Source organism: Nitrosococcus halophilus Nc 4, assembly GCF_000024725.1.
GTDB classification, from domain to species: Bacteria; Pseudomonadota; Gammaproteobacteria; order Nitrosococcales; family Nitrosococcaceae; genus Nitrosococcus; species Nitrosococcus halophilus.
The window spans coordinates 23,432-46,208 of the sequence record NC_013960.1 but is presented as its reverse complement, the minus strand read 5'-3'; the positions used below and the strand labels follow the sequence as shown (position 1 = coordinate 46,208).

Genomic DNA, 22,777 nt, shown 5'->3' with positions numbered 1-22,777 from the left:
GTTACCATCGAATAGTAAGAAGGTTTCTACAGTAGAAGGCCATCAATCGTTTTAAAGGGAGCGATTTATGGCTGACAAGAAACATCGAGATAATTTAGTCTCTATTGAGGACAACAGGAAGGCTAATCACTAGCCTTCCTTGAAGATTCTTTGCTCTTTTTAGGATAATTGCCTTTTTTTTGCTTCTTCTGCAAGTCTGTATAGAGAGGAACAACTATGGGATTAATCCCCATACGGGCGCACGTGCTTTGAACATACTCTCGCCAATAAGGCCATACATGATAGCCGACGTTCAGCTTACCAAATGCTTCAATACATTCTTCCTCAAGTAGTTTATCTGATAAATAGTTAGTTTCAAATTCAGCTTCTATCGAGACAAGAACAAATCCTTTATCTCCTTCTTCGAGTCCGCTATCAACTAATCTGACTCCTACAGAAAAAATATATTTATATAGGAATACCTGCTTGTTGTTCTTCTCTTTAGATTGTATATCGCAGTGCAGAAGGCCCCTAAAAGATTGATGCTGGATACGCTGTCCTTTTCTACTCGTGGAAAAGTTATCCTCTTTAAAGGTCTGGCTTCCTTTTAAATAGATAGCGCCCAACACAAGGTGATTGGCCGCTTCATTTAATAGTTCTTGACTCATGGCTTAGGCATATTTCAGGCCATCTTCTCTATGCCCGTTCAATGTAACTTTACGTTCCTCTCTAGGACGCTTTTCTGTAAGTTTCAATATATCAGCACTTTCCTGGTATTCTTCATCTCTTTCCCAATCAAATCTACGATTCTCCCCATTTATACACCGGCCGTTGTTGAGGTTAGAAAAAGATATTTTTGGTTTAATGTTTAAAGCAAAGCAAATATCCGAGAGCGTATGCAGAGTCATATTTCTAGATCCGCTCAAGATCTGGGTAACAAATGATTTAGATTTGCTTAAGGACTGAGCTAAGTCAGACTTAGATACTCCTTTGTCTTCCATGACGATAAGGAGATCTTCGGTGACATCTACTACCAGATCTTCCCTAGCGCAGATCTTTCTATTACTCTCTGCCTCGCTTGCCCATCTCTCTAAAAAATCACTCATCTTCACCCTCCTCAATCTTTCTCCAGTTATCACAAACTCTCTTTATGTCAGACTTCACTAACTTATCTCTTTTCTTGTATATATAGTGGCTTATATAAAAAGTTCTTTGTGATTTTGTAGATAGCCATACATATGCTCTTATAGGTATCTTCTTTAAAGCCCAAAAGTGGCTTCCATCAGGTAATTTCCCTTCCTTGGGGAACGTCTCTTTAGATAAACGGCGTCCATCAGCTAAATACTCCCTAATTCTCCTCATCCTTGCTCTATAGCTGTCCTGTAAATGTTTTGGAGCATGTTCTAGCGCAGACTCGAAGCTCTCCCTAGCACCTTCGCAGTGAATTACTCTATATTTCTTCCCTTGGTAATCTTCCATCGGGAGGCACTATAATTAATATATATGTTAACTTCAACATAAATTCAACATCATCTTAATTTATTTGTGGCATATTTTGCCTTTATAGATAATAATTTTTGCTTTTCATATAGTTATAGTTCTAGACGCCCATTGGTTAAAATTTAATCGGCACAAGCAACCCACTGTTTAGTATTTACTGGTTTCTCCCCTTATCTAGCCGCCCCCACTAACCCTACCCTAGCCCGCCCCAAGCGGGCTTTTGTTTTATCCCTAACTGCCGATAATAAGTACCTATGGATATGTTTTTAGAGTGGCTTAGCAGGGTAGAACTAGGGCACAGGGGAATAAATACTCTAAAATTTTTGCCGAGGTACTTAGATTCCTCTAATAAGAAAAAAGAGGGAATTCCATGAAAGTTATATTTTTCCTATCGGCGCTACTCCTAACCCTCGCTAATACCACCCATATCGGCAAAGTCGTTGGCATATCCGATGGCGATACCCTAACCTTACTGACATCCGCCAAAGAGCAAGTCAAAGTCCGCTTGGCTGAGATCGACACCACCCGAGAAGGGGCAACCCTACGGCAGCCGGGCAAAGCAGGCTCTCTCTAATTTGGTATTCGGCAAACAAGCGCGGGTAGTGGTGGAGGACGTTGACCGCTAAGGCCGTACCGTGGGCCATGTGTTTATTGATGGTGTGGACGTCAACAAGGTGAGAAAGGGTGCGACAAGAATGGTGAGTTTTCGAGCATCCTAAAAAGAGACTATTTGCGCACCCCCTTATTTATTGGTGGTAAACATGATAGCCGTCCGTGCCTTTTCTCTAATTCTTTCAACATCGTAGATCTCGTTTTTCTCGCAATCTACGTAAATTTTGGATGCAATCATGCCGATAGTCTCAGCGTCGATATCAGCTTCCATTGTGTCCGCAGCATCCAATACCTCCCTTATTGTTGTTCTCATTAGTTTTTCATTAGTTACCGCAGGCTTTTTAATACCTGGGTGAATGTCCCATGGTTCCATGTCGAGGAATTTAGCCCACCGTTCCGCCGCGCTTTGACCGACCGGATATTTCTCATTGAGATCTTGGGTTACACTCCCGACCTTAACGCCCATTCGCCTAGCGACAGAGGCATGGGTAACTTTAACACCTTCTCTCACTTTTTTCCTTTTATATTCATTATCAATAGTTCGGACAGTTTTGGGCAGGTTTGCCACCAACAATCAGAGACTTACTGAATAAAATGCAACTCAAGGATAATCCTAACTTGCATTTTATTCATCTGGGAATGGCAACTTATTGATCATTTTGAATAAAAACTGTCCGAACTATTGCATTATACAACTTAATAATATTCGCCTTTGCCTGTTTCTGCTCAGGCGTCTCTATTCTCTTACGGCTCATGGCTCTCGTACATTATTGTTAGTCAAGGTGAACATTATTACCCCCATTTTATTAATATCATGCCGATCGAACTCGGAGATAGCGCAGACTACAAAAAGGGAATTTCCTCTTTATAAAAAAGCCAACCGGCTGAGCTTTGCGGTCCACCAGGCAGGAGGGGGATAGCTATTTTTATAACTTACAAAAATGGGTAATTTCTTCAGCCCCTAAAAGGAGGATTTTGCGGAATCTATAAAAAATAGAGATAGCGGAGGCTATAAAAAAGGGAATTTCCCCTCTATAAAAAAGACCAACCGGGTGAATTTTGCGATCCACCACGCGTGCAGGGGGGTGGATATCTTTCGTCTGATGCTTAATTACTGCTTACATAAACAAAAACAGCGGCCCTGCTTTATCGCGCAAGCCGCTGATTCTCTTTGGTGGGCCCAGCAGGACTCGAACCTGCGACCAAGGGATTATGAGTCCCCTGCTCTACCGACTGAGCTATAGGCCCAATAATAACTTCTGTTAGTTACTGACTCTCCATGTCCAAGAAGCTGCGTAACTGCTCCGAACGGGAAGGATGGCGCAATTTACGCAGGGCCTTAGCCTCGATCTGGCGGATTCGCTCCCGGGTTACATCAAATTGCTTACCTACTTCCTCCAGAGTATGGTCCGTATTCATATCGATCCCAAAGCGCATCCGCAGCACTTTAGCCTCACGTGGGGTCAAACCCGCCAGTATTTGTTGCGTGGTTTCCCGCAATCCAGAGAAAATCGCTGCATCAGGCGGGGAAACGACCTCGGCGTCCTCGACAAAATCCCCCAGGTGGGAGTCTTCATCGTCGCCAATGGGTGTTTCCATTGAGATAGGTTCTTTGGCAATCTTCAGAACCTTTCGTACTTTATCTTTCGGCATATCCACCCGCTCAGCCAACTCATCGGGAGTCGGCTCTCGACCCATTTCTTGCAACATTTGGCGCGAAACGCGGTTGAGTTTATTGATAGTTTCAATCATGTGCACCGGAATACGGATGGTCCGAGCTTGATCAGCAATTGAACGGGTAATTGCCTGCCGTATCCACCAAGTGGCATAAGTGGAAAACTTATAACCGCGGCGATACTCAAATTTATCAACTGCCTTCATGAGACCAATGTTGCCTTCCTGGATTAAATCCAGAAACTGGAGGCCACGGTTGGTATATTTTTTGGCGATGGAGATTACCAAGCGTAAATTTGCCTCGACCATCTCCTTTTTCGCCCGTCGAGCCCGGGCTTCCCCAATAGACAAGGAGCGATTAGCCTCCTTAATCTCGGCGACACTCATGCCTGCCCCCTGCTCAAGGGCAATAAGCTTCTCTTGAGCTTGCCGAATCGCCTCCCCTTTTTTTCTGAGCACGGAAGAATAATGTTTTTTCGCCCGAATATGTTTTTCTACCCAATTCAGGTTCGTTTCCTGCCCTTGGAAAGAAGATAAGAAATCCTGGCGCGGCATATGAGCTTCGTTCACCGCAATTTGCATGATAGTCCGTTCAAGCACCCGAATCCCTGCCACCACGGCGCGGAGGCCTTCTATCAACTGGAGGGACAAGCGAGGCACAAGCTTAAACCGGAGGAAACATTCGCTCATTGCCTCCGATAGCTCAGCTAGCGCTTTACCATCATCCTTGGAAGCGGCTTCCTGGCGCAACCGGTACAATTCCCGCAGCTGGACAAACTGTTCCCGGGCTCTTTCCGGATCAGGGCCGCCGCCATTTTCTTCCTCTTCACTGTCTTCAGCCGAGTCGGCAACAGCCTCTTCTTCCGCAACGGCCTCCTTGATATCCTCTTCTTCCGGCTCATGAAACCCGGAAATCATGTCAGCTAAGCGGGCGTCACCTGCCTCCACCCTTTCATATTGACGTAATAACTCAGCTACACTGCCGGGGAAAAGAGAAAGAGCAGTATGAACTTGGCGCATTCCCTCTTCGATTCGCTTAGCAATGCGAATCTCCCCTTCTCGGGTCAAAAGCTCAACGCTGCCCATTTCCCGCATATACATGCGGACTGGATCCGAAGTCCGGGCAAATTCCCCATCCACGGAGACCAGGGCGGCAGCAGCTTCTTCAGCCGCCTCATCATCGGCAACCGCGGTATCCATGATGGCGAGGGCATCTGCTTCCGCCATATCTTCATGCACGGAAATGCCCATATCATTGAACATAGTGATAATATCTTCGATCTGTTCCGGATCGATGACATCGTCAGGCAAGTGATCATTCACTTCGCTGTAGGATAAATACCCCCGATCCTTACCCCTAGCGATCAAGAGCTTCAATTGTGATTGGCGATCTTGCTCCATATTCTCAACTTGCTACCAAGAGGCTCAAAAATAGCTACCGGCTAAACCGAAAACCAAATCTGAAAATTATACACCACCTTCACCCTAGGTGCCTACCCAGGCTCAACCCTCTACCTTCACCATACAAGGCAGATCTACTTGGCCGCTAGCAAGGCAAGCAATTCTTGCCGCTCCGCAGCAGTCAAGGAAGGTTGATTAGAAAGCATTGTCATCCGCTGCTCCGCTGCCTGAGCCTGTAAACGCCTTAAAGCGGCTTGTAATTCCAATCCCATATCCTCATCAGTCAAAAACAATTCCCAACTTGCTAATTGCTCCAGATATCGACCCATTTCCGAATCCCGCCAGCGTTCAAGCAAGGCAGCCGTACTTAAATGTGGACTACTTTGCAATAATTCAATCAACTCCTGGAGTAATTTCGCTCCTCTCCCGTCTAACCCCCGTAAAGAAAAACTTTCATCTACCGATTGAATCAAATTAGGCCGTTGAAGCAGAATAGCCACTGCTTTCCGTGCTAGGGGAGCCATCCCCCGCTCCAATCGCTGACGGGGCACTACCGGGGGGGATTTACCTTGATCCAAATGGCGAGTGAGGGCTGCTTGCTCTACTTGGGCAACTTCCGCCAGACGAGCAAGCAGCATATCCCGATAAACCCCCGGCGGGATCTTAGAGACGAGGGGCCGTGCTAATTCTACTAGGCGTGCCCGTCCATCCATGCTGCCAAGATTAACCTTTCGCTGCAAACTGCTTAACAAAAAATCTGATAGTGGCGTAGCCTTTTCAAGGCGGGCTTCAAAAGCGGCCTGACCTTCTGCACGCACCACAGTATCCGGGTCTTCCCCTTGGGGCAAAAACATAAACTGCACCTGCCGCCCTTGACTCAATAAGGGGAGTGCTGTTTCCAGCGCCCGCCAAGCTGCTCGGTAGCCAGCCCGATCCCCGTCAAAACAAAACACCACCACTGGCGTCATCCGGAATAAACGGGTCAAATGATCCGGGGTAGTCGCCGTTCCCAAAGTCGCCACCGCATAGCGGATGTTATGCTCAGCCAAGGCCAAGACATCCATGTACCCCTCCACCACCAACAACCTATCACAGTGGCGGACTGATTGCCGTACTTGATACAAGCCATAAAGCTCCCGCCCTTTATGAAATAACGGCGTTTCCGGCGAATTCAAGTATTTTGGAGATCCCTCACCCAAAAGACGACCGCCAAAGCCAACCACCCGCCCCCGGTAATCATGAATGGGGAACATCACCCGATCTCGAAACCGATCGTAACAACGGCCATCCCCTTTATCGACCACTAAGCCCGCCGTCTGAAGGCGAGACCTAAGCGGCAATGGCGTGTGGCGCAGCAATGCATCCCAGCGGGATGGAGCAAAACCCAACCCAAATTCAGTAATAATAGGGTGGCTTAAACCCCGTCCCTGCAAATATGCCTTGACTCGCCCCTGATGGGTCCCTGTTTTTAACTGCTGCTGGTAAAACTCTGCAGTATAGGACAACACTTCATACAGGCCCTGATGGTGATTGCGATGAGCTGAATCCGAGCCCTGGGGAATAGTCATCCCCACCCGTTGCGCCAATTCCTCTACCGCCTCGATAAAACTAAGACGGTCGAAGGCTATCAAGAACCCAATGACCGTCCCATGGACACCACACCCAAAACAGTGATAAAACTGTTTTTGTGGGCTAACCGTAAAGGAGGGGGTCTTTTCGTTGTGAAAAGGGCAACAAGCCACATACTCACGGCCAGCCTTGCGTAAAGGAATACGGGAATCTATCAATTCCACGATATCCGTACGCGCCACCAGCTCATCGATGAATTCTTGCGGGAACCGCTCCCCCATACACCCCTAAATACCTAGGCATAGAAACAGACACAAACCATCAGAAAAACGGCGTCTATCCAGGAAAAATTAGCTGAATATTAAGCGCTTGTCGAGGGAATTTAAGGTCAGCTAGGCGCTGTCGTTAGCTGTGACTTGACCTTAGCACTCACCACTGCCATATCGGCGCGGCCCTGGATGCGGGGTTTGAGAATCCCCATCACCTTGCCCATATCTTTTATTGTAACCGCCTGGGACTGAGCAATCGCCTCCTTGATGAGCTGTTCGATTTCAGCCTCGCTGAGTGGCGTTGGCATATAACTTTGAATCACATCCAGTTCAAAGCGCTCTTTTTCAGCCAAGTCTTCCCTTCCTGCGGCTTCGTATTGCTCCAAAGCCTCACGCCGTTGCTTCATCATCTTATCCAACAGCGCAATAATTTGCGCGTCTTCTAAAGATTCACGGGTATCCACTTCAAACTGCTTAAGGGTCGCCATTATCATCCGCAAGACCCCCAGCCGGGCTTTATCTTTAGCCCGCATGGCAGCCTTCACCTCTTCCTGTAAGCGCGCTTTCAGTGAACCCATTTCAGTCACCATTAAAAATGTCAATCAGACAGCAAGGGGAGGGTAACAGGCTTAATAGAGTCGGGTGCGACGTGCTCTCTCGCGCGCCAACTTCTTCATGGAACGCTTGACTGCAGCCGCGGCTTTGCGCTTGCGAACAGCCGTAGGCTTTTCATAAAATTCCCGACGTCGGACTTCCGACAAAACACCTGCCTTTTCACACGTCCGCTTAAAGCGGCGAATAGCAACATCAAAAGGCTCGTTCTCTTTCACTCGAATGCTTGGCATAAAATCTCCTCTGTTAACTTAACACTAAGTATAGGAAAAAACTTACCCATAGGTTAAAGTGTGCGGATTCTACGAATTACAAGCCAAAAATGCAAAGAGGATTTGCTCGCAATCGGCATTCCGCCCCCCTATTTATAACTTATTGATTTTTATATTTTTTTAATTACAGCTTAAAACTAGCGTAAAAGTTAATCTTGGATTTTCAGCAAGTTACGAAGGAAGTGCGGAAAGTGGGTCACAAGACTGACGCTCCCGGCCTCCTATAAAACCTATGCGCGTACTTGGAATCGAAACTTCCTGCGACGAAACAGGCGTTGCCGTCTTTGACAGCAAGCGGGGGCTGTTAGCCCACATCCTCTATAGCCAAGCAGAACTTCATGCCGACTATGGCGGGATTGTCCCGGAATTGGCCTCCCGGGATCACATTCGTAAGCTATTGCCCTTGCTCCGCCAGGTACTAGGGCAGGCCGATCTTAGCAAGCAAGACATTGACGGGGTTGCCTATACTGCAGGTCCAGGACTCATCGGTGCCCTCTTAGTGGGTGCCGCAGTGGGCCGTAGCCTAGCTTGGGCTTGGGGTAAACCTGCGCTTGCCGTCCATCATATGGAAGGGCATTTACTCTCTCCCCTGCTAGAAGCGGACTCCCCTGATTTCCCATTTTGCGCGCTCCTCGTCTCCGGAGGCCACACTATGCTAATAGCAGTGAGCCATATTGGGGCTTATCGGGTGCTTGGCGAATCCCTTGATGATGCCGTGGGCGAAGCCTTTGACAAGACGGCTAAACTGCTTGGACTGGGCTATCCAGGAGGACCTGCTCTAGCCAAGCTCGCCGAACGAGGAAACCCGGATCGTTTCCATTTTCCACGTCCTATGCTCGATCGCCCAGGTTTAGACTTTAGTTTTAGCGGGCTAAAAACCTATGCCCTAAATACCTTATACGAGAAAGGGCCTGAAGCTAGCGCCGATATTGCCCGGGCCTTTCAAGATGCCGTCGTGGAGACCCTCACCGTCAAATGCCGCCGAGCCTTGCAACAAACGGGACTCAAGCGTCTGGTTGTCGCCGGTGGGGTCAGCGCCAACCAAGCGCTTCGAGAACGCCTTAAGAGCATGGGAGCCCAGGAAAATGCCCAAGTTTATTATCCACGGTTGGCTTTCTGTACTGATAACGGAGCCATGGTTGCTTTTGCTGGCTGTCAACGTCTTTTAGCTGGAGAGCAAGTCGGCCTTGGATTTAAGGCCCGGGCAAGATGGTCTCTCGATAGCCTGCCGGAGATTTAACCAGGCTTGCCTAAACGCGACCTTCCTGGCCACTGAATAAACGGCGAATATTATCTTGGTGGCGCCAAAGTAAAAATACCGCCAAGACGGCGACCGCCACCCTAATTGCAGTCTCCGGTACCAACCACCAAGCCAAGAAAGGGGCAAGCGCGGCTGCACAAAGTGCAGAGAGAGATGAGATTCGCCAGCGCCAAAACACCAGCAGCCAGATACTCAACACGGCGAGGGCAAGGGGCCAAGAAAAGCCTAGCAACACCCCTAATCCAGTAGCTACTCCCTTACCCCCATGAAAACCAAAAAATACCGGATAGAGATGACCCCAGAAAGCCGCTAATCCGACTCCAGCAATAACCCAGGCCTCGACTCCTATTCCCCATGCTAACCACACGGGTAAAATCCCCTTGAGGGTATCACCAAGGAGCACTACCGCTGCGAGCCGCTTACTACCCAAGCGCAGAATATTAGTTGCACCAGGATTTCCCGATCCTTGAGTACGGGGATCTCCTAAACCTGCCAATCGCGCCACGATAATAGCACTAGATAAAGATCCTACAACATAACCTATGAGCAGCAGAATTAAAGTAGTTAGCATGTTATTATTGGTCGTTTTCTCCATCTGAACCTGGATACTTTCCAGGCTAAAGACATTCATTATATTGATACTCTGTGCTACCGGCTATACTACTTGTTGAAATGCAATGGACATCGTCTATTTAAACGACTTACGTATTGATACCGTAATAGGTATTTATGATTGGGAGCGTCGAATCAAGCAGACAATTTCCCTGGATTTAGAAATGGCCACCGATGTCGCCAAAGCTGCTGTCAGCGATAACATTGAGGACGCCCTCGACTACAAAGCAGTGGCCAAACGAATGATAGACTTCATCGGCAATAGCGAATTTTTATTAGTGGAAACTTTGGCAGAGCGCGCGGCGCAGATCATATTAAATGAATTTGGAGTTTCTTGGCTGCGCCTTAAAGTGGACAAGCAGGGCGCGGTGCGCGGTGCTCGAGGCGTAGGGGTCATTATCGAGCGTTGCCAGCCCAAGGAGCCAGCACAGCCTTAAGCATTATGGCCCGTGCATATGTCAGTATAGGCAGCAACATCAATCGGGAGAACAATATCCGTGCTGGAGTCGATGCGCTCCGCCGTCGCTATGGGCCCCTTATTATTTCACGGGTATTTGAAAGCGAGTCGGTAGGATTTCAAGGCGATAATTTTTACAATTTGGTGGTCGGTTTTGATACCAATGAGCCACCCCAAACAATCGCCCATGCCCTCCATGAGATTGAGCGGGCCTGCGGCCGCAAGCGGGGTGGTCCCCGCTTTGCCCCCCGAGCCCTCGATTTGGATCTCCTGCTTTACAATGACTTAGTCATTGACGAGCCAGGGCTCCAAATCCCCAGGGATGATATTCTTAATTATGCCTTTGTACTTCAGCCCCTTGCAGAGATTGCACCCCGCTGCCATCATCCCGTTCTGGGCAAATCTTATGCCGAACTCTGGGCTACCTTTGATAAATCCTCAAACCGTTTATGGCCAACCGACTTGAAGCTATAAGCCATTTTTCCCCCTAGATACGTCTTTTCCCTGAATAACCGACCCCAACCAACGGATATAGGGGCTTAAGATAAAGCTTTGACAGTACCTCCACCCATGATTTCCCCCCATCACCACAAAGATCCTCTTCCTCTCCCTAATCCGGCAGCCTTGGCCCATAGCCAAAAATTGCAAAGTATCATCCGGGAGGACATTGAACAAAATGGCGGCCAAATTTCTTTTGCCCGCTTCATGGAACTGGCGCTTTATAAGCCGGGCTTAGGTTATTACATGTCAGGCCTGCACAAGTTAGGCGCTGCCGGTGATTTTATCACTGCTCCTGAACTGTCCCCTCTCTTTGCCCGCTGCCTCTCTCGCCAGTGTCAACAAGTCTTGGAACTGCTTGGCTCAGGCGAGATCCTGGAATTTGGGGCGGGATCAGGCCGCATGGCCGCCGATTTGTTAGCTGAGCTGGACCGCAGAGGGCAACTACCAGAGCGATATTTCATCCTGGAACTTAGCGCCGAGTTACGCCAACGGCAGCAACAGACGCTGCAACAGCAAGTCCCTCACCTCGCCCCCAAAGTAAGCTGGTTAGACCGCTTACCCGATAACATTCAGGGGTTGGTGCTTGCCAATGAGGTCTGTGATGCCATGCCTGTGCATTGCTTTCAGCTTGAGGACGAACACAGTTGGGAACGCTACGTGGGCTATGAAGGAGACAGCTTTGTTTGGAAAAAAGGCCCTTTGAGCCACGCCCGCCTTAAAGAGCGCATCACCGAAATCCGCCTGTTGCTCAAGCAGGTAAACCGCTACGAGTCGGAAGTCAATTTAGCCATGGAGAACTGGGTGGCTGAAATTGCTCACCGCTTACAACAAGGAATGCTGCTCATTATCGATTATGGTTTTCCCCGGCAGGAGTATTATCACCCGGATCGAACGACAGGAACCCTCATGTGCCATTATCGCCATCGGGCCCATCCAGACCCGCTGATCTTACCGGGATTACAAGATATTACCGCCCATGTGGATTTTACTGCCCTCGCCGAGGCAGGCCATAACAGCGGGCTTAGGGTCGCGGGTTATTGTTCCCAAACCGATTTCTTGCTGGCCTGCGGTTTGGATGAATTAGCGGCGGCTGAAATCGCAGCGGGAGGATACCATGCTTTGGAAATCAGCAATCAGATCAAACGCCTCACTCTCCCCAGCGAGATGGGCGAACTTTTCAAGATCCTTGCCCTGACCCGGGGGATAGATCCACCCTTATTGGGCTTTAGCTTGCGAGACCGGCGGACCCGCCTATAGCTCGTTCAGCAGCTCCCGGCGCTTAACCTGGTATTCATCACGGTTAATGAGCCCATTATCATAGAGCTTCTTCAAGGATTGAAGACGGGCCTCAATCGTTGCATAACCCCCTCCCTGTTGGAGCTCTAGCAGGTCCTCCTTGAGTTCGAATAAGACTTCCTTAACATTGGCAAGATCTTCCTTAAGGTTCTGGGTCTCCTGCTTGCTGCGTGCAATATCCTCCAAAAGCGTCGGATCAATATGCTCATCTGGGGTATTCTGATCGGGCTTGGCAACGAGGGTAGGAATATCCAACACCAACCAGTCTTCTCGTTCCTCGCCACTCTCCGGGTCCAAATAAAATGCTTGGCCTTCCTCCAAAGCAACGGTATGCGAAAGCTTCGTTTCGTAAAGGCGGGAGCCCACCACAAAAGGATGTAAGCGTCGATCAATCTGCGCCCCGGTTTCACGGTCCTGGTCACGGACCTCATGGTGAAGCATGCCAAAAATAATATGGAGCTTATCGTCTTTAAAAAATACCCGTCCCGTATTGGCCTTACGGACCTTGGCAAAGGTTCCCTGGTGAATACCAATGCTCACAAAGGTAATATCTTGATCGGGCCGAGCTAAAGCCAAACCTTGGGCCAAAGCCGCGCTGAGCACTTGAACCTCTCCCGGAGAGAAAATAGGATTTAATTTTTTTCTAATAAAACGCCGCTCTGGGACAAAGAGCGATTCCAAAGCAGCGCGCATCTCTTCCGCAGTCACTGCTGCGGGGTGCTGATTATCCACGGCCCTATCACTGGAGTTGAGGCGCACATATTGCTCACCTGCCTCCCAGAGAACACGGCCCTCTTCGCTGCCTTCTACCTCCTCTTTGGTTGCCGAGCCGCCACCACAAGCCACCAGGCACAGAGCCAAAAAGAGGAAAAAAGGTAATCTTAGCCACGAAGATCGGTGGCAATCATCGCTCTTCATTAAGCAAACACCTCATCTTATACATATTCGGGTTTTTGTTCCCGGCTACACAGAGCTTCAACGGCCTGTCGTGGCGAGCGCCCAGCATATAATACTTGGTAAACTTGCTCTGCAATGGGCATTTCTACATTAAGTTGTCTAGCCTTTGCGACCACTACCTTAGCGGCTGTTATTCCCTCCACGGCCTGGCCAATGAACGCCTGGGCTTCGTCTAACTGCTTTCCTTGGGCTAATGCCAGACCAAGACGCCGGTTACGGGACTGATCATCGGTGCAGGTCAGCACTAAATCCCCCAACCCTGATAATCCCATCAAGGTCTCTCTTTGGGCTCCATAAGCGAGGGCAAAACGCATTAGTTCTGCAAGCCCACGGGTAATCAAGGCCGCCCGGGTGTTGGCACCAAACCCCAAGCCATCACCAATCCCCGCCGCAATGGCAAGAACATTTTTTACCGCTCCCCCTAATTGCACACCTATGAGATCATCGCTGGTATAGACCCGAAAATTATCCCCATGAAGGCAACTAGCAAGGCGGGCCGCTACCACCGATTGGGTAGCGGCTATCGTCACCGCTGTCGGTAACCCGGCAGCGACTTCCTGGGCAAAGGTAGGTCCCGACACCACAGCCATTGGCCACCCAGGACCCAAAACTTCCGCCACGACCTCATGTAACAGCCGGCCAGTACCGGGTTCTAAGCCCTTGGTCGCCCAGGACAGGGGGATGCCATCAGGTAAATGCCCCGCTAAACGCTCTAATACCGACCGAAAACTATGGCTTGGGACGACCACAAGGACTTGTGTCACCTGTGGCAATGCGGCTTCCAAGTCCGCAATCGGTTCTAGAGACGGGGGGAAAAATACTTGCGGCAAGTAATGGTCATTGTGACGGGCATGGACCATGGCCGCCACTTGAGCCGAATCCCGCGCCCATAGCAAGGTAGGCACCTGATTGCGAGCAAGCAAAATGGCTAAGGCGGTGCCCCAAGAGCCAGCTCCCACCACTAAGGTCTTTAAGCACTCGTTGCCGTTTTGAGGTCCCACTGATAAAAAATTAACCCACAGGTCAATGCCGAACTTCAGCCGCCTCGGCCGATTGGCGTTGTTGCTGTTGCTGCTGCTTCAGCCGTTGTGCATAGAGCGCGTCAAAGTTGATTGGCGCCAGCAGCAACGGCGGAAAACCACCTTTCGTCACTAGATCCGCGACCACCTCCCGGGCAAAGGGAAACAGGATATTAGGACAGTAGCTACTCAGTAGAGGTCCCAGATTCTGATCACTATAGCCATTGAGCGTGAAAATACCTGCTTGCTGAACCTCGGCAAGAAAGGCCGTTTGGTCGCCAAGTTTGGCTGTTACGGTCAGCGACAATATCACTTCATATACATTTTCAGCGATACGTTTATTTTCATTACTAAGCTGAAGATTGACTTCAGGCTTCCATTCTTGAGTAAAAACCTGGGGAGAATTAGGAGTTTCGAAAGATATATCTTTCACGTAGATCTTCTGGATAACGAACTGGGTTTGTTGATTTTGTTCGTTGCTTTGTTGGTTTGCACTCTCTTCTGCCATTTGGTCCATCCTGTAAAAAGCTCGTGCGTTAAAAAAGCCTCCTAGGACCATTGCTTATGGTCAAGCAAGGCCTAACAGCGTATCAAGTTCTCTTGCCCGATCGAGTCGAACTAAGTCATCGAAACCACCAATAGACTGATCATCGATGAATATCTGGGGCACAGTCCGGCGACGGCTTCTATCAATCATAATGGCACGCTGTTCAGGCTCAAGGTCAACGCGTATCTCTTTGTAACCAATGCCCTTATCATCTAATAAACGTCGAGCCCCAATACAATAAGGACACCATGCGGTGGTATACATCACAACTTTTGGCACTGTTCAACTCCGCCTGGCCTTGGCCTTTTTGCTCCCCCTGGCTTTTTTTCCTTTACCGCCCCTGGCTCTCTTACTGGCTCTAGGCTGATCGCTCATTTTGGTTTGGGCAGGAGCTTCAGCCTGAGCGGGAGTTTCAGCCTGAGCGGGAGTTTCAGCCTGAGCGGGAGTTTCAGCCTGAGCGGGAGTTTCAGCCTGAGCGGGAGTTTCAGCCTGAGCGGGAGTTTCAGCCTGAGCGGGAGTTTCGGCCTGAGCGGGAGCTTCGGCCTGAGCCTGAACCTTTGCTTTGGCCTTATGGGCCTTAGTATTGCCGCTAAATAAGGGCATTTTCGCTTCTTTCCATGTCTCGATCCCGCCCTGAAGTACATAAATGGTCTTATGACCCTGGAGGCTCAACTGCGTGGCAACATAGAATGCTCGCTGCCCTGTCCCCCATATCACCAACAAAGGACGACCTTTGAATTTGTCGAGACTATCTAAGCGCTTAAGAAAATTAGAGAAAGGTAGGTTTATGGAATCGAGAACATGCTCTTTATCGAATTCTTTTTCTTCTCGAATATCAACGACTTGAGCGTTTTCTTGATTAATCAGTCGCGTGGCCTCAACCGCAGACACCGTCTTAATCCCGCGTAGTCGACGCAGCAATGGATCAATAACCAAAGCAAGCAAAATAACCACGAGCAGCAGTGACAACATCCAGTGGTTGGTGAGAAATTCAAAAAGGCGATTGGTATCCATTTTGTTATCCTGTTTCTGTACTATCGGCTACTCAGGTTGGCTGATCAGCAAATTCCTTAAAAGATTTTGTGGTCGCATCGTATCAGGGTCGCGGACAGCAAAAAACCTTCATTTTATTTCAATTTCGAGACTCAAAGATGGGACATTGCTTTAACCTGAGCGCGCTATGAAATTTCAAAGCCCCTGTCCTGAATGGCTACTTCTGAACTCTGCATGCATCATCAACTCAATCTTGCTTGCCGCCATCTATGGTATTCTAATGAATTAAACCATAAGGAATTTACATTTTTTCGATTCTGGGTTCTGTGCGAATGTTATTTCTGGATATCCTGCATCTTTTTGAAAACACAGGAATAAAGAAACAGAAGCGCTGGCAGAGGACTTATAGCCTGTTTGAAATTTGCCGTTGGCTCCATTGAACATACGGGCTGAGCATGCTCAGCATTTTTGTTAATAAACAACGGGTCGGCAGCATTCTCCATGAGTGCTGACTAACTCCTCGCCTTGGATAAACCGAGATCCCTTTGGCAAAAAAAGGGGGAGGGAGGTCTCCAGACCCTAAACCAAGCATGCCCATGTCCATCAACGGCCCCAGGCCTAGTAATCAGCTTACCGTATCACTCTGGGACATAAATCAATATATATCTTTGAGGTTTGGACAAAATCACTAACTTTTTAAAAGCGGTCCATTATACACGGATATTAGAAAACCATGTATCATCATGCCGCGCTAAGACCTTTTGCCGTCACTAGAGCAAACTTGAGGACGTACTGAATAAACAACTGCTATGTCGATATCTCCTAGACCTTTGACCTTAGTCATCTTAGATGGATGGGGCTATAGTGAAGAGACAACATCCAATGCTATTCAAGCTGCGCACACCCCTGTCTGGGACACATTATGGAATCATTACCCCCATACAGTGATCCGTGCTTCCGGCGCCGAAGTGGGTTTACCCAACGAACAAATGGGTAACTCTGAAGTGGGCCACCTTAACTTAGGTGCGGGACGCGTCGTATATCAAGAATATACGCGGGTCAATCGCGCTATCCGCACGGGGTCCTTTTTTACCAATCGCACACTCACCGAGGCTGTTGATAAAGCTGTCCAATCAGGTAAAGCCGTCCACATCCTAGGTTTGCTCTCCCCCAGTGGGGTTCACAGCCACGAAGAGCATATCCATGCCATGGTGGAGCTCGCCGTAAAACGCCACTGTCATCAGGTCTATTTGCACGCCTTTCTTGATGGCCGAGACACCGCCCCCAAAAGCGCCCAGACCTCGATCTTAGCCATGCAGGATAAATTCACTGAGCTTGGTCATGGCCGCTTTGCCTCTCTTATTGGCCGCTACTATGGGATGGATCGTGACCATCGCTGGCCTCGCATTCAAGCTGCCTACGATCTGATTGCTGCCGGCCAGGCGGAATATGAGGCAGAAAACGCTGAGCAGGCTTTGGCCATGGCCTATGAACGGGGTGAAACTGACGAATTTGTCCGAGCTACCCGGATAGCCTCCCCCAGCAAACCGCCCGTTCGAGTAGAAGATGGTGATGTCATCATCTTTATGAATTTTCGCTCCGACCGCGCTCGGCAGATTACCCGTGCTTTTATCGAGCCTAATTTCACTGGCTTTGAACGCACCTACTGGCCAAAATTAGCCCAATTTGTCAGCCTCACCGAGTACAGCAAGGATTTTGATATTCCAGTGGTGTTCCCGAGTGAAAAACCCAAGAATACCTTGGGTCAAGTACTCGCTGAGACAGGTCTACACCAGTTACGGATTGCAGAAACCGAGAAATATGCCCATGTGACCTTCTTTTTTAACGGGGGAAGGGAACAGCCTTTTGAGGGGGAAGATCGAATTCTTATTCCCTCGCCTCAAGTCGCTACCTATGACCAAAAACCCGAAATGAGCGCAGTGGAGATCACCGACAGTCTGGTAGAGGCGATTGATAGCGGCAAATACGATGTCATTATCTGCAATTACGCCAACCCAGACATGGTCGGCCACACAGGGAATTTCAATGCCGCGGTCAAAGCAATAGAGGCCCTTGATGAATGCTTGGGGCGGGTATGGGCTGCTCTCCAATCCGCCGGCGGCGAATTAATTATTACCGCTGATCATGGCAACGCCGAGAAAATGTATGATGCGCAGAGCGACCAGCCCCATACCGCTCATACCCACAATGGGGTTCCTCTTATCTTTGCCAGCAAGCGCTCCGCGATTGTCAGCGCCAATGGCAGCCTCGCAGATGTGTCCCCCACCATGCTTTACCTAATGGGCATTGAACCGCCACCCGAGATGAGCGAGCACCGCTTGATCGAGCTACGGTCAACATGAGATCCTGCTATGAGACCGTGACCTTGCACCCTCTCATCCCAACAGGACAGAGCTAGAGTGCATCCGCTGACTAGTTAGGCGACTTATAGGCTATTATTGTATAGTGGGTTATGGTGATATAAACCGTCTTCTCAGTAAATTGAGAGGTTTCCATGCCAGGGCAATTCTCTAGGAGTCTATATGGACATAACCTATCGCTTTTCAAGGAAATCGGAGATGGAGTCGATACTAGAGGGGTGTTAGTCCAAACTGGTCATAACAGCGAACACCAGCAGGTAGGAGTTTATATTGAGCTTCGCTAGCAAGGGAAGGTTGTCTCTCCCTATTATCCTGGTTGATGAAACCATCTTGATTTTAACGGTCAAAAGACTAGAACAAGCTACCCTATCAGGGTAGAGACTAGGCGACCTTGCTAGATGAAATTGTGATTATCGAAACGATGGGGCACCATAAATTTAGCATCCGAAATCTACCCTCGATCTGGCTGGATTAAGCGCTTTCTCGCAGGAACGATAGATACATGCCATTCTCAAAACGTGATTTATTGATAATGACCTTAGGTCTCGTCTTGGGTGTAAGCCTGGTTTTTGGACAAATGGTCCTGGCTGAACGCTCGGAGAACGAATCGAAATCCTTGCCTCTGGAAGAGCTACGGATCTTTTCAGAGGTATTTGGGCAGATTAAGCGTAGTTACGTCGAATTGGTGGATGACAAAACACTGATCGAGGATTCTATCCGTGGAATGCTTGCTGGCTTGGATCCCCACTCTGCTTACCTAGACCCTGAAGCTTACAAGGAACTCCGCATTGGAACTTCCGGTAAATTCGGAGGGCTGGGTATTGAAGTTGGCATGGAAGATGGCTTTGTCCGTGTAGTTGCCCCTATCGATGACACTCCAGCCCAAAAAGCAGGTATCAAGGCGGGGGATCTCATCATCCGCATTGATGACACGCCGGTAAAGGGCATGAGCCTCAGCGAAGCCGTGCAGCGAATGCGCGGTAAGCCAGGTACAGACATCATTTTGACTATTATCCGAGAGGGTGAAGAGCAACCTCTAAAATTCACCATCACTCGTGCCGTTATCAAGGTTAAAAGCGTCAAAAATAGGACCTTGGAAGAAGGTTATGGGTATATCCGCGTCAGCCAGTTCCAAACCCAAACGGCATCCAATGTTCAGAACGCCATTGAAAAACTCAAAGAAGAAAACAGCGGAAAGCTTAAAGGTTTAATTCTAGACCTACGTAACAACCCAGGGGGAGTCCTCAGCGCCGCAGTAGAGGTCTCTGATGCCTTCTTAGAAAAAGGCGTCATTGTCTATACGGAAGGCAGGGATCTGGAGTCCAAACAGAGATTCCGGGCCACCTCTGGTGATATCCTTGATAATTCACCTATAGTGATTTTAGTAAATGGAGGTTCAGCCTCCGCCTCTGAGATTGTCTCTGGGGCCCTTCAGGATCATCGCCGAGCAATAGTGGTCGGCTCACGCACCTTTGGTAAAGGATCGGTCCAAACTATTTTACCGCTCACTGAAAACACCGCGCTGAAACTCACCACTGCTCGCTATTACACTCCCTCTGGACGCTCCATCCAGGCTGAAGGGATTGTCCCGGATATTGAACTTGAAAGTGTAAAGGTTTCAGCCTCTAACCCCGCTGAGTTTAATCCGGTTAGAGAATCGGATCTTTCCCGTCACCTCAGCAATGGGAACAAAGCGGAAGAAACAAAAGATAACCCCCAAGAAGACAATAAAAATTCCCTCGCTACGGAAGACTATCCTTTGTATGAAGCATTAAACTTACTTAAGGGACTCAGCATCCTAGCAGCAGAGCAATAATACCAATAAATACAGGGAACGGCGCAGGTCCCCACAGAAATATTAAGCACTTTCAGGGTAGACCCGCAGCCTGGAATCAAAGGACAGGGAAGTCTTTAGGGTCTTTTTAAAGGAGGTCGCTGATGATCAACGTTCTTATCCCTTTGGCCCAAGGTTGCGAAGAACTGGAAGCTATCACACTCATTGACTTACTACGGCGTGCTGGAATCCAGGTCGTTACAGCGGGCCTTGATGAGCAGGTAGTAACGGCTAGCCGTGGCACCCGCTTAATTCCTGATACCTCGCTGGATAAAGTGGTTCAACAAGAATTTGATATGGTAGTGCTACCAGGTGGCCAGCCTGGGGCTGATAATCTCAATGCCGACCCGCGTATTCACGCCTTGCTAAAGCATACCGTAGAACGGGGAAAGCTCACCGCTGCCATCTGTGCCGCTCCTACCGTACTTGCGAAAGCAGGACTGCTTGATAGCAAACGGGCAACGGGTTATCCCGGCTTCCTTGACAAGCTCAACTTACCCACCACCACCTTAGAAGACCAAGCCGTCGTTGTAGATGGTCCCGTTGTCACTTCAAAAGGGCCGGGAACGGCAATGGACTTTGCCCTTACTTTGATTGAACTCCTCGTGGGTAAAGAGACTCGCGACGAAGTTGAAAAGGCCTTACAACGTCCAGTGGGAAGCTAACCCGATAAAACTTATCCAATTCTTTAGAAGATCTCCTCTACTTTCCGGTTTCCTTTGATATGCTATCGGGCAAGCTGACGCTACCCATGACCTGAATGGTGACCCCTCCCACTATTCTGCGTCTAGCCATCCCTTCCCCCTTGCGGCGTTACTTTGATTACCTACCGCCAGCCGGAGTTCCGCGTCAACAATTGCAACCTGGCATCCGTTTACAGGTCCCTTTTGGCAGACGCACAGTGGTGGGCATCCTCGCCCGAGTCGTCTCTCAAAGTCCAATCACTGCCGATAAGCTAAGGCAAGCCCAATACTGCCTCGACAAAACGCCCATCATTCCCCCCTCTTTACTCCAACTCCTCACGTGGGCCACTGAGTATTATCATCATCCCCCCGGAGAAGTCTTTTTTAGCGCTTTACCTCAACACCTACGCCAGGGGAAACCCGCTGCCCCCCCTGTCTACCGACGGTGGTTTCTGAGCCCTAAAGGCCGCGCCGCTGAGTTAGCAACCCTTAACCGAGCTCCTCGGCAGCAACAACTGGTAGAGCTACTACGCCCCTATCCAGAGGGTTTAACCTCATCCCAGATCAAGGAGCAATTGGGTGCTTGCCAAAGCAGCCTTCGCAGCCTCATTGCTAAGGGTTGGGTGCATTCTCAAGAAGAACTCCTCTGCAAGGACAAAGAACCCCTAAAGGAGCAACTTCGACACCAGCTCAATGACGATCAGAAAGCAGCCGTCACCACCCTCCTTGCGGCACAGCAACAATTTCAACCTTTCTTATTAGAAGGGGTGACTGGCAGTGGCAAAACAGAAGTCTACCTGCAGGCCATTGAAAAGATAATCACTCACAACCGGCAGGCCCTGGTGCTTATTCCGGAAATCGGGCTAACGCCCCAAATCGTGGAACGCTTTCGCCGCCAGCTTCAAGCGCCCATCGCGGTTTTGCATTCTGCCCTGAGTGACCGGGAGCGCTTAGCCGCTTGGCTCGCTGCTTATGAGGGCAGAGCTGCGGTGGTCATTGGAACCCGCTCCGCCATATGGACCCCTCTCCAGCATCTGGGGATAATTATTATTGATGAAGAACACGATCCTTCCTTTAAACAACAGGAAGGATTCCGCTACCATGCCCGGGATCTAGCCATCATGCGGGCCTACCAAGCTAAGATACCGGTTGTATTAGGCAGTGCGACCCCCTCCTTGGAAAGTCTTGATAATGTCAAGCGACGACGCTACAGCTTGCTGCGGCTGTCACAACGGGCAGGCCCAGCGCAAACGCCACGGATTCAATTGATTGATGTCCGCTCCCGCCCGCTGGAGGCTGGAATCTCTCCGTCTATGCTGGCGGCCTTGAAGCATCATTTGGGACAAGGAAATCAGGCATTACTGTTTCTTAACCGACGGGGCTTCGCGCCGACTCTAATCTGCCACGAATGCGGCTTTGTTGTACCTTGTCGCCGCTGCGACGCTTATATGACCGTCCATCAGCGCACCGACCGACTGCTTTGCCACCACTGCGGAGCTGAATATCCTTTGCCCACCAGCTGCCCTCAGTGTGAAAATCCGCTCTTGCGCCCACGGGGGTTAGGCACAGAACAGGTGGAAACTGGGCTTAAAACTTTTTTTCCGGAGGTTGAGATTGCACGTATTGATAGGGATACCACCCGTCGGGTAGGGACCTTGAATGAGATGCTCGAGGGTGTTCATAGTGGAAAATATCGCCTCTTGATTGGCACCCAGATGTTGGCCAAGGGCCACCACTACCCCAATATCACGCTGGTGGGAATCCTCGATGCTGACCAGGGTCTATTTGGCAGCGACTTTCGTGCTGGAGAGCACATGGCTCAGCTCATCCTTCAAGTGATGGGACGGGCCGGTCGGGGCAATAAGCCCGGCGAAGTGTTGATCCAGACTCATCACCCTGGGCATCCTTTGCTGACGGCGCTAGTCGACCATGGCTATCGACACGTCGCCGAGATACTTCTGGAAGAGCGCCGCCAAATCGGATTTCCTCCCCTGGGTTACCTGGTCCTACTTCGCGCAAGAGCCGTGTCCCCTGCCGCTCCAATGATATTTCTCGAAGCAGCGCGGAAACTGGCCACAGAGTTTAATTCCCAGGGGATAACCTTACTCGGACCGGTACCCGCTCCCATGGAGCGCCGAGCTGGCCGTTACCGCGCTCAACTTCTACTCCAAGGAAATTCTCGCACCCATTTGCAACGATTATTGGCTGCCTGGGTACCTGAACTAGAGCATCTCAAAGCAGCCCGGAAGGTACAGTGGTCCTTAGATGTGGACCCGGTCGATCTCATGTAAACCTCCCCAAAAGCAATCACACGAGCCCTTCTCGTTCGGCAACGGCCAGGTTAGAAT

The 22,777-nt window shown here is 49.6% G+C and carries 23 protein-coding genes and 1 tRNA gene; 9 read left to right on the top strand and 15 right to left on the bottom strand.

The window, feature by feature from the left end; all coding sequences use genetic code 11:
- Window positions 1-122: 122 nt before the first annotated feature.
- From NHAL_RS00210 to NHAL_RS00200, 3 genes are read right to left on the bottom strand one after another with little or no spacing between them, the layout of a single operon-like run.
- The gene (locus NHAL_RS00210; protein ID WP_013031158.1) at window positions 123-647 is read right to left on the bottom strand and encodes a hypothetical protein; all 525 of its coding nucleotides are present in this window, start codon (window positions 645-647) and stop codon (window positions 123-125) included.
- Window positions 648-650: 3 nt separating this feature from the next.
- Window positions 651-1,085 carry a helix-turn-helix domain-containing protein gene (locus NHAL_RS19545; protein WP_013031157.1) on the bottom strand — a complete coding sequence of 145 codons (435 nt, stop codon included), beginning with the start codon at window positions 1,083-1,085 and terminating at the stop codon, window positions 651-653.
- Window positions 1,078-1,458 carry a hypothetical protein gene (locus NHAL_RS00200; RefSeq protein ID WP_049780559.1) on the bottom strand — a complete coding sequence of 127 codons (381 nt, stop codon included), beginning with the start codon at window positions 1,456-1,458 and terminating at the stop codon, window positions 1,078-1,080. The genes NHAL_RS19545 and NHAL_RS00200 overlap by 8 nt, the downstream gene beginning before the upstream one ends.
- 530 nt (window positions 1,459-1,988) lie before the next feature.
- On the opposite strand from NHAL_RS00200, the gene NHAL_RS22365 reads away from it, so the two are divergent.
- Window positions 1,989-2,105 carry a thermonuclease family protein gene (locus NHAL_RS22365; protein WP_420804798.1) on the top strand — a complete coding sequence of 39 codons (117 nt, stop codon included), beginning with the start codon at window positions 1,989-1,991 and terminating at the stop codon, window positions 2,103-2,105.
- Between the two features lie 116 nt (window positions 2,106-2,221).
- Here the strand turns inward: NHAL_RS22365 and NHAL_RS00190 are convergent, their stop codons facing one another.
- From NHAL_RS00190 to rpsU, 6 genes are all read right to left on the bottom strand, one after another.
- The gene (locus NHAL_RS00190) at window positions 2,222-2,659 is read right to left on the bottom strand and encodes a helix-turn-helix domain-containing protein (protein WP_157862444.1); all 438 of its coding nucleotides are present in this window, start codon (window positions 2,657-2,659) and stop codon (window positions 2,222-2,224) included.
- A gap of 604 nt (window positions 2,660-3,263) precedes the next feature.
- Window positions 3,264-3,339 (bottom strand) — tRNA-Ile (locus tag NHAL_RS00185).
- A gap of 18 nt (window positions 3,340-3,357) precedes the next feature.
- On the bottom strand, window positions 3,358-5,166 hold the full coding sequence (rpoD, locus tag NHAL_RS00180; protein ID WP_013031154.1) for an RNA polymerase sigma factor RpoD: 1,809 nt from the start codon (window positions 5,164-5,166) through the stop codon (window positions 3,358-3,360).
- Between the two features lie 134 nt (window positions 5,167-5,300).
- A complete protein-coding gene (gene dnaG / locus NHAL_RS00175; RefSeq protein ID WP_013031153.1) occupies window positions 5,301-7,016 on the bottom strand; it encodes a DNA primase in 1,716 nt (571 codons plus the stop codon).
- 107 nt (window positions 7,017-7,123) lie between these two features.
- Window positions 7,124-7,582, bottom strand: coding sequence for a GatB/YqeY domain-containing protein (locus NHAL_RS00170; RefSeq protein WP_203434340.1), 459 nt, complete (start codon window positions 7,580-7,582; stop codon window positions 7,124-7,126).
- Between the two features lie 51 nt (window positions 7,583-7,633).
- Complete coding sequence (gene rpsU / locus NHAL_RS00165) at window positions 7,634-7,849, bottom strand: 30S ribosomal protein S21 (RefSeq protein ID WP_013031151.1); 216 nt, start codon at window positions 7,847-7,849, stop codon at window positions 7,634-7,636.
- Between the two features lie 271 nt (window positions 7,850-8,120).
- On the opposite strand from rpsU, the gene tsaD reads away from it, so the two are divergent.
- Window positions 8,121-9,128, top strand: a complete 1,008-nt coding sequence (gene tsaD / locus NHAL_RS00160; protein ID WP_013031150.1) for a tRNA (adenosine(37)-N6)-threonylcarbamoyltransferase complex transferase subunit TsaD — start codon at window positions 8,121-8,123, stop codon at window positions 9,126-9,128.
- Between the two features lie 10 nt (window positions 9,129-9,138).
- Here the strand turns inward: tsaD and plsY are convergent, their stop codons facing one another.
- Complete coding sequence (gene plsY / locus NHAL_RS00155) at window positions 9,139-9,720, bottom strand: glycerol-3-phosphate 1-O-acyltransferase PlsY (RefSeq protein ID WP_041355228.1); 582 nt, start codon at window positions 9,718-9,720, stop codon at window positions 9,139-9,141.
- Between the two features lie 106 nt (window positions 9,721-9,826).
- On the opposite strand from plsY, the gene folB reads away from it, so the two are divergent.
- The 3 genes from folB (at window position 9,827) to NHAL_RS00140 (ending at window position 11,976) form a co-directional block, all read left to right on the top strand.
- Window positions 9,827-10,198, top strand: a complete 372-nt coding sequence (folB, locus tag NHAL_RS00150) for a dihydroneopterin aldolase (protein WP_013031148.1) — start codon at window positions 9,827-9,829, stop codon at window positions 10,196-10,198.
- A gap of 5 nt (window positions 10,199-10,203) precedes the next feature.
- A complete protein-coding gene (gene folK, locus NHAL_RS00145; RefSeq protein WP_013031147.1) occupies window positions 10,204-10,692 on the top strand; it encodes a 2-amino-4-hydroxy-6-hydroxymethyldihydropteridine diphosphokinase in 489 nt (162 codons plus the stop codon).
- A gap of 96 nt (window positions 10,693-10,788) precedes the next feature.
- Window positions 10,789-11,976, top strand: coding sequence for a class I SAM-dependent methyltransferase (locus tag NHAL_RS00140; RefSeq protein ID WP_013031146.1), 1,188 nt, complete (start codon window positions 10,789-10,791; stop codon window positions 11,974-11,976).
- On the opposite strand, the gene NHAL_RS00135 is transcribed toward NHAL_RS00140, so the two are convergent.
- Genes NHAL_RS00135 through NHAL_RS00115 form a run of 5 tightly spaced genes read right to left on the bottom strand, consistent with a single transcriptional unit; the run spans window position 11,971 to window position 15,552 of the window.
- A complete protein-coding gene (locus NHAL_RS00135) occupies window positions 11,971-12,933 on the bottom strand; it encodes an SHOCT domain-containing protein (RefSeq protein ID WP_013031145.1) in 963 nt (320 codons plus the stop codon). The two genes, NHAL_RS00140 and NHAL_RS00135, sit on opposite strands and share 6 nt — an antisense overlap.
- 17 nt (window positions 12,934-12,950) lie before the next feature.
- Window positions 12,951-13,994 carry an NAD(P)H-dependent glycerol-3-phosphate dehydrogenase gene (locus tag NHAL_RS00130; RefSeq protein ID WP_041354493.1) on the bottom strand — a complete coding sequence of 348 codons (1,044 nt, stop codon included), beginning with the start codon at window positions 13,992-13,994 and terminating at the stop codon, window positions 12,951-12,953.
- A 1-nt stretch (window position 13,995) separates the two neighbouring features.
- Window positions 13,996-14,499 carry a protein-export chaperone SecB gene (gene secB, locus NHAL_RS00125; protein ID WP_013031143.1) on the bottom strand — a complete coding sequence of 168 codons (504 nt, stop codon included), beginning with the start codon at window positions 14,497-14,499 and terminating at the stop codon, window positions 13,996-13,998.
- Window positions 14,500-14,559: 60 nt separating this feature from the next.
- Window positions 14,560-14,817: a glutaredoxin 3 gene (gene grxC, locus NHAL_RS00120; protein ID WP_013031142.1), complete on the bottom strand. Its 258-nt coding sequence runs from the start codon at window positions 14,815-14,817 to the stop codon at window positions 14,560-14,562.
- Window positions 14,818-14,820: 3 nt separating this feature from the next.
- Entirely contained in the window at window positions 14,821-15,552 is a 732-nt protein-coding gene (locus NHAL_RS00115; protein WP_013031141.1) for a rhodanese-like domain-containing protein, read from the bottom strand.
- Between the two features lie 788 nt (window positions 15,553-16,340).
- On the opposite strand from NHAL_RS00115, the gene gpmI reads away from it, so the two are divergent.
- The 4 genes from gpmI (at window position 16,341) to NHAL_RS00095 (ending at window position 22,720) form a co-directional block, all read left to right on the top strand.
- Window positions 16,341-17,894, top strand: a complete 1,554-nt coding sequence (gpmI, locus tag NHAL_RS00110; RefSeq protein ID WP_013031140.1) for a 2,3-bisphosphoglycerate-independent phosphoglycerate mutase — start codon at window positions 16,341-16,343, stop codon at window positions 17,892-17,894.
- Window positions 17,895-18,414: 520 nt separating this feature from the next.
- A complete protein-coding gene (locus NHAL_RS00105; protein WP_013031139.1) occupies window positions 18,415-19,728 on the top strand; it encodes a S41 family peptidase in 1,314 nt (437 codons plus the stop codon).
- A 122-nt stretch (window positions 19,729-19,850) separates the two neighbouring features.
- On the top strand, window positions 19,851-20,411 hold the full coding sequence (locus NHAL_RS00100; protein ID WP_013031138.1) for a DJ-1 family glyoxalase III: 561 nt from the start codon (window positions 19,851-19,853) through the stop codon (window positions 20,409-20,411).
- 95 nt (window positions 20,412-20,506) lie between these two features.
- On the top strand, window positions 20,507-22,720 hold the full coding sequence (locus NHAL_RS00095; protein WP_013031137.1) for a primosomal protein N': 2,214 nt from the start codon (window positions 20,507-20,509) through the stop codon (window positions 22,718-22,720).
- The last annotated feature ends 57 nt before the right edge of the window (window positions 22,721-22,777 follow it).